This is a genomic window from Streptomyces sp. SP17BM10 (assembly GCF_036322405.1).
GTDB lineage: Bacteria > Actinomycetota > Actinomycetes > Streptomycetales > Streptomycetaceae > Kitasatospora.
On the sequence record NZ_JAQYXB010000619.1, the window covers coordinates 215,830 to 222,114 of the forward strand.

A 6,285-nucleotide genomic window follows, 5' to 3' on the forward strand; every position below is an offset into this window, starting at 1 on the left:
GGCCTGTCGGCGCCCCATGGCACGATGGGCCTGCGCGCGGGTGGAAGATCCATCCGGCACCGCGCCCCCAGGACGCCCTCCGAGGAGCAGTGATGACCGACACTCCGGGCTGGGCCTCGCCCGGCTCGTCCGAGCCACCCCGCGACGACGCCCGGCCCCCGGCCGACGCGCCCGCCGGCGTGCCCGGGCCGTCGGCACCGCCCCAGGGCGCCCCCGTCCCGCCGCCCGCCTGGGGCGGCCCGCAGGTCCCGCCCGCCCGCAACGGCTGGGGCGGCCCGCCGCCCGGCCCGCAGGGGCCGTACGGCCCCTACGGCTGGGGCGCCCCGCCGAGCCCCAAGCCCGGCGTCATCCCCCTGCGCCCGCTGGGCCTCGGCGAGCTCCTCGACGGCTCCGTCTCGACCATCCGCAAGCACTGGCGCACCGCGCTCGGCCTGTCGCTGGGCATCGCCGTGCTCCAGCAGGCCGGCGGCGTCGGCGCCCAACTGCTGGTCGGCGGCAAGACCGGCGACTTCACCGCCGTCTTCGTCGCGCTCGCCAGCATGCCGCTCAACCTGCTCCTCGGCGTCATCGCGACGGCCCTGCTCACCGTGGTGGTCAGCCGCGCGATCCTCGGCCAGGGCGTCACCATCCGGGAGGCCTGGCGCGGAGCCCGTGCCCAGCTGCTCCAGCTGCTCGGGCTCACGCTGCTGACGGGGCTGATCACCGGCGGCGTCATGGTGCTCGGGTTCGGCCCGCTGATCGGCTACCTGGCGGCCGGTGCGGCCTCGCCCGCGATCGTCGGGCTGCTGGTGATCGTCGGCCTGCTCAGCCTGCCCGTCGTGGTCTGGCTCTGGATCCAGCTCAGCCTCGCCGCTCCCGCGCTGATGCTGGAGAAGCAGGGCGTCATCACGGCGCTCTCCCGCTCCCGCCGGCTCGTGCGCGGCTCGTGGTGGCGGATCTGCGGCATCACCGTGCTCAGCCAGATCATCGCCTTCGTCGTGGCGGCGATCATCGCGGTCCCGTTCACGATCATCGGCCTGGTGCTCGGCCTCGGCGACCTCCAGCAGCAGGTCGAGAGCGGCGGCACCACCCAGCAGCCAGTCGCCCTCCTGGTCGCCACGGCGATCGCCGGCGTCATCGCCTCCACCCTCACCGTCCCCTTCACCGCGGGCATCGGCGTGCTCCTCTACGTCGACCAGCGGATCCGCCGCGAGGCGCTCGACATCGAGCTGGCCCGCGCCGCCGGCCTGCCCGAGCACGGCGGCACCGGCTGGGGCGACCAGGCCGCCACCGACCCGACGAGGCTCTGAGCCGGATGCCGATCTGGGGGGAGAGGCTCCTCGCCGCGGGCGGCGCCCCGGTCACGGTCCCGCGTGACCCGGCCCGGGACGCCGCCCGCGACGAACTGCTCAACGCCGAGTACCACCGGCACGACCCGAGCCTCGTGCAGCGCGTCCTGAACTGGCTGAACGAGCAGCTCTCGGACGCGCTGAACGCCATCTCCGGCGACGGCACCAGCGGCGCCACCGGCCTGGTGTTCTTCCTGGTCGTCGCCGTCCTGATCGCCGCCGCGCTGTGGTGGCGCCTCGGGGCGCCCAAGCGGGCCGCCCGCACCACCCTGGACGTGTACGGCACGACCGGCCCCCGCACCGCCGCCCAGCACCGGGCCGACGCCGAACGCCACGCCGCCGCCGGACAGTGGGCCGACGCCGTCCGCGAGCAGATGCGCGCCCTCGTCCGCGCCCTGGAGGAACGCACCCTCCTCGACGCCCGCCCCGGCCGCACCGCCGACGAGGCCGCCGCCGAGGCCGGTCGGGCCCTGCCCGAACACGCCGCCGCCCTGGCCGCCGCCGCCCGCACCTTCGACGACATCGCCTTCGGCGAGCGCACCGCCGACCAGGCCGCCTACCAGTCGCTCCGCGACCTCGACCGGGCGCTGGAGCGCACCCGCCCGACCCTCGCCCCGGCCCCGGGAGGCGCGGCATGACGACCACCGCCCCCACGCCCGCCACCTCGCCGCCGGCACCCGCGCCGGCCGACGCCGCCGGCAGCCCGGCCCCCACCGGCCGCAGCCCGTGGCACCGCTACCGCTGGTACCTGGTGACCCTCGCCCTCCTGCTCATCGGCGCCGTCGTCATCGCCGGACTGAGCCAGGACCGCCGCTACCCGCCGCTCGACCCGCGCTCCTACGACAAGGACGGCGCCCACGCCGTCGTCGCCCTGCTCGAGCAGCGCGGCGTCGCCACCACGCTCACCACCGACCCCACCGTCCGCCCCACCGGCGACGACACCCTCGTGATCCCCGAACCCGACCTGCTCGACGCCGGCCAGCTGCGCGCCGTCGCCACCGCCCGGCACAAGCGGCTCGTCCTCATAGCCCCCGGCCCGGCGGCCCTCAGCGCCCTCGTCCCCGGCGTCCGCGCGGGCGACGAACGCGGCGCCCCCGCCTGGGCCACCGTCCGCAGCACCGACCCGGGCTGCGACCTCCCCGAGGCCGAGCGCGCCGGCAGCGTCGACATCGGCGGCCTCGTCTACACCAGCGGCAGCCGCGGCACCGGCTGCTACCCGCGCGCCCACGGCTTCTCCCTGGTCAGCGTCCCGACCCCGGACGGCGACGCGATCGTCCTCGGCAGCGCCGACCTCCTGCAGAACCAGCAGCTCGCCAAGGACGGCAACGCCTCCCTCGCCCTCGGCCTCCTCGGCGCCCGGCCCCACCTCACCTGGCACCTGCCCGACTACAGCTCGCCGGCCGCCGAGACCACCACCCGCCGCAGCTTCACCGACCTCATCCCGGCCGGCTGGCACTGGGCCACCCTGCAACTCGCGATCGCCGCCGTCCTGGCCGCGCTCTGGCGCGCCCGCCGACTCGGCCCGGTGATCAGCGAGAACCTGCCCGTCGTGGTCCGCGCCGCCGAGACCACCGAGGGCCGCGCCCGGCTCTACCACCGCGCCAAGGCCCGCGGCCGCGCCGCCGACGCCCTGCGCCGGGCCGCCGCCCACCGCCTCGCCCCCACCCTGGGCGTCCCGATCACCGCCGGCGCACCCGACCCCGAGGCACTCTGCGCCGCCGTCGCCGACCGCCTCACCACGCGCCCCGCCGGGGACGTGCGGGCCCTCCTCTACGGCCCCGACCCGACCGACGACGCCGCGCTGCTGCGGCTCGCCGACGACCTCGACGCCCTCGAAAGGCAGGTACGGAAGCCGTGACCGAACAGGCCACCGCCCAGCACCCCACCCCCGGCACGGCACCCGCCACCCCCGGCACCACCATCGACCCGCGCCAGGCCCTCACCGCCCTGCGCACGGAGATCGGCAAGGCCGTGGTCGGCCAGGACGCCGCCGTCACCGGCCTCGTCGTGGCGCTCCTCTGCGGAGGCCACGTCCTGCTGGAGGGCGTCCCCGGAGTCGCCAAGACGCTGCTGATCCGCACCCTCTCCACCGCGCTCAGCCTGGAGACCAAGCGCATCCAGTTCACCCCCGACCTGATGCCCGGCGACGTCACCGGCTCGCTCGTCTACGACGCCCGCACCGCCGAGTTCTCCTTCCAGCCCGGCCCGGTCTTCACCAACCTCCTGCTGGCCGACGAGATCAACCGCACCCCGCCCAAGACCCAGGCCGCCCTGCTGGAGGCCATGGAGGAGCGCCAGGTCACCGTCGACGGCGAACCGCGCGCGCTGCCCGTCCCGTTCCTCGTCGCCGCGACGCAGAACCCGGTCGAGTACGAGGGCACCTACCCGCTGCCCGAGGCCCAGCTCGACCGCTTCCTGCTCAAGCTGATCCTGCCGCTGCCCGACCGCGACCAGGAGTTCCAGGTCCTCTTCCGGCACGCCGCCGGCTTCGACCCGCGTGACCTCGCCGCCGCCGGCGTCCGCCCGGTCGCCGGGCCCGAGCACCTCGCCGCCGCCCGCGAGCAGATCGCGAAGCTGACCGTCTCCCCCGAGGTCCTCGCGTACATCGTCGACCTCTGCCGGGCCACCCGACAGTCCCCGTCCCTGTCCATCGGCGTCTCCCCCCGCGGTGCCACCGCCCTGCTCGCCGCCTCCCGGGCCTGGGCCTGGCTGGCCGGACGCGACTACGTCACCCCGGACGACGTCAAGGCGCTCGCCCTGCCCACCCTGCGGCACCGCGTCGCGCTGCGCGCCGAGGCCGAGATGGAGGGCGTCACCGCCGACTCCGTCATCCAGGCCGTCCTGGCCCAGACGCCCGCCCCCCGCTAGGGACGCACCCCAGCCCCACCCCGCCCGCACCGGGTACCCGAAGGAGCGCACCGCATGGCCCTCACCGGGCGAACCGCCCTGCTCGCCGCCGTCGGCGCGCTCGTCGTGGGCCTGCTGCTGCCGTCCTGGACCGGGATCGGCGTCGTCACCGGCGCCGTCCTGCTCGCCGTCGTCGCCGACCTGGTGCTCGCCGCCCCCGTCCGCAGCCTCCGGCTCGGCCGCGGCGGCACCACCACGGTCCGCCTCGGCGAGCCGGCACCCGTCGAACTGACCGTCACCAACCCCTCCGGCCGGCCCCTCCGGGCCCGGATCCGCGACGCCTGGGCCCCGTCGGCCTGGCGCCCCGGCACCGCCGGCCCCGGCTCCCGGCACACCCTGACCGTCCCCGCCGGCGAACGGCGCCGCGCCACCACCGTCCTCGTACCCACCCGCCGCGGCGACCACCACGCCCACCGGGTGACGATCCGTTCCCTCGGTCCGCTCGGCCTGGCCGGCCGTCAGGGCTCGCACCTCGCCCCCTGGACGGTCCGCGCGCTGCCGCCCTTCGCCAGCCGCAAGCACCTGCCCTCCCGGCTCGCCCGCCTGCGCGAACTCGACGGCCGCACCTCGGTGCTGACCCGCGGCCAGGGCACCGAGTTCGACTCCCTGCGCGAGTACCTGCCGGGCGACGACGTCCGCTCCATCGACTGGCGCGCCAGCGCCCGTCGCCACACCGTCGCCGTCCGCACCTGGCGCCCCGAGCGCGACCGCCACATCCTGGTCGTCCTCGACACCGGCCGCACCTCCGCCGGCCGCGTCGGCGACGCCCCCCGCCTGGACGCCTCGCTCGACGCCGCCCTCCTGCTCACGGCACTCGCCACGCGCGCCGGCGACCGCGTCGACCTGCTCGCCCACGACCTCCGCCCGCGCGTCACCGTCGCCGGACGCTCCCCCAACGAGGTCCTGCCGGCGTTCACCAACGCCATGGCGTACCTGGAACCCGCTCTCTACGAGACCGACGTGCGGTCGCTGGTCGCCACCGCCCTGCGGATGGCGCCGCACCGCTCGCTGATCGTCCTGCTCACCGGCCTCGACGCCGGCCCCATCGAAGAGGGCCTCCTCCCGCTGCTCCCGCAGCTCGTGAAGCGCCACGAGGTGGTGCTCGCGTCGGTCGCCGACCCCCGGCTCGACGAACTCGCCGCCGGACGCGGCACCGTGGAGGCCGTCTACGGGGCCGCCGCCGCGGAACGGACCCGCGCCGACCGCCGCCGCACCGCCGACCGCCTCGGCCGGCAGGGCGTCACCGTCCTCGACGCCCTGCCGAACAAGATCGCCCCGGCCCTCGCCGACACCTACCTCGCTCTCAAGGCCGCCGGCCGGCTCTGAGGCCACTGCCGACGTCCGCGTCGGTGAAAACCGGGGGGGACCCCGGCCGCATAGAGTCGGGCGGTGCCCGAGCTGAAACGGCTGAACGCCGAACACTCCCGCGCCGTCCTGGCCTTCGAGCTGGCGAACCGCGCCTACTTCGCAGCCTCGATCACCGACCGCGGTGACGACTACTTCCATCACTTCACCGCCCGCTACAGCGCTCTGCTGGCGGAGCAGGAAGCCGGCCTCTGCGCGTTCCACGTGCTCCTCGCCGAGGACGGCTCGGTCCTCGGCCGGTTCAACCTGGTCGACATCGAGCAGGAGGAGCACTCGGCGGAGCTCGGCTACCGGGTCGCCCGGCACGCCGCCGGCCACGGCCTGGCGACGGCCACCGTGCTGGAGCTGTGCCGACTGGCCGCGTCCCAGTACGGGCTGCGGACCCTGCGGGCGGCGACCTCCCACGAGAACACCGCGTCGCGGAAGGTCCTGACGAAAGCCGGATTCATCCCCGTCGGACCGGCCGGCCCGGCGGACCTGGGCGGAAAGACGGGCACCTGGTACCAGCGCGGCATCGTCCAGCAGTAGAAAGGACGTGCCCGGATATGCGAGAAGCCCCTGATCCGAAGGGATCAGGGGCTTCTCGTGAATGATTGTTCGGCGGCGTCCTACTCTCCCACAGGGTCCCCCCTGCAGTACCATCGGCGCTGTGAGGCTTAGCTTCCGGGTTCGGAATGTAACCGGG

At 75.8% G+C, this 6,285-nt stretch carries 6 protein-coding genes and 1 rRNA gene; 6 read left to right on the forward strand and 1 reads right to left on the reverse strand.

Translation table 11 applies throughout. The features are described from left to right. Nucleotides 1-92 precede the first annotated feature (92 nt). From PUR71_RS24335 to PUR71_RS24360, 6 genes are all read left to right on the forward strand, one after another. A complete protein-coding gene (locus PUR71_RS24335) occupies nucleotides 93-1,289 on the forward strand; it encodes a hypothetical protein (RefSeq protein WP_329929209.1) in 1,197 nt (398 codons plus the stop codon). Nucleotides 1,290-1,294: 5 nt separating this feature from the next. After that, nucleotides 1,295-1,966: a DUF4129 domain-containing protein gene (locus tag PUR71_RS24340; RefSeq protein WP_329929210.1), complete on the forward strand. Its 672-nt coding sequence runs from the start codon at nucleotides 1,295-1,297 to the stop codon at nucleotides 1,964-1,966. Next, on the forward strand, nucleotides 1,963-3,186 hold the full coding sequence (locus PUR71_RS24345) for a DUF4350 domain-containing protein (RefSeq protein WP_329929211.1): 1,224 nt from the start codon (nucleotides 1,963-1,965) through the stop codon (nucleotides 3,184-3,186). Before PUR71_RS24340 ends, PUR71_RS24345 begins: the two co-directional genes overlap by 4 nt. A gap of 62 nt (nucleotides 3,187-3,248) precedes the next feature. Then, nucleotides 3,249-4,196 (forward strand): AAA family ATPase, encoded by a 948-nt coding sequence (locus tag PUR71_RS24350; RefSeq protein ID WP_329929228.1) that lies wholly within the window; start codon nucleotides 3,249-3,251, stop codon nucleotides 4,194-4,196. Between the two features lie 54 nt (nucleotides 4,197-4,250). Continuing rightward, nucleotides 4,251-5,561 (forward strand): DUF58 domain-containing protein, encoded by a 1,311-nt coding sequence (locus PUR71_RS24355; RefSeq protein WP_329929212.1) that lies wholly within the window; start codon nucleotides 4,251-4,253, stop codon nucleotides 5,559-5,561. Nucleotides 5,562-5,624: 63 nt separating this feature from the next. Continuing rightward, nucleotides 5,625-6,128, forward strand: coding sequence for a GNAT family N-acetyltransferase (locus tag PUR71_RS24360; RefSeq protein ID WP_329929213.1), 504 nt, complete (start codon nucleotides 5,625-5,627; stop codon nucleotides 6,126-6,128). Nucleotides 6,129-6,195: 67 nt separating this feature from the next. Here PUR71_RS24360 and rrf read toward each other — a convergent pair. Next, nucleotides 6,196-6,285, reverse strand: a 5S ribosomal RNA gene (gene rrf, locus PUR71_RS24365); the annotation flags it as partial.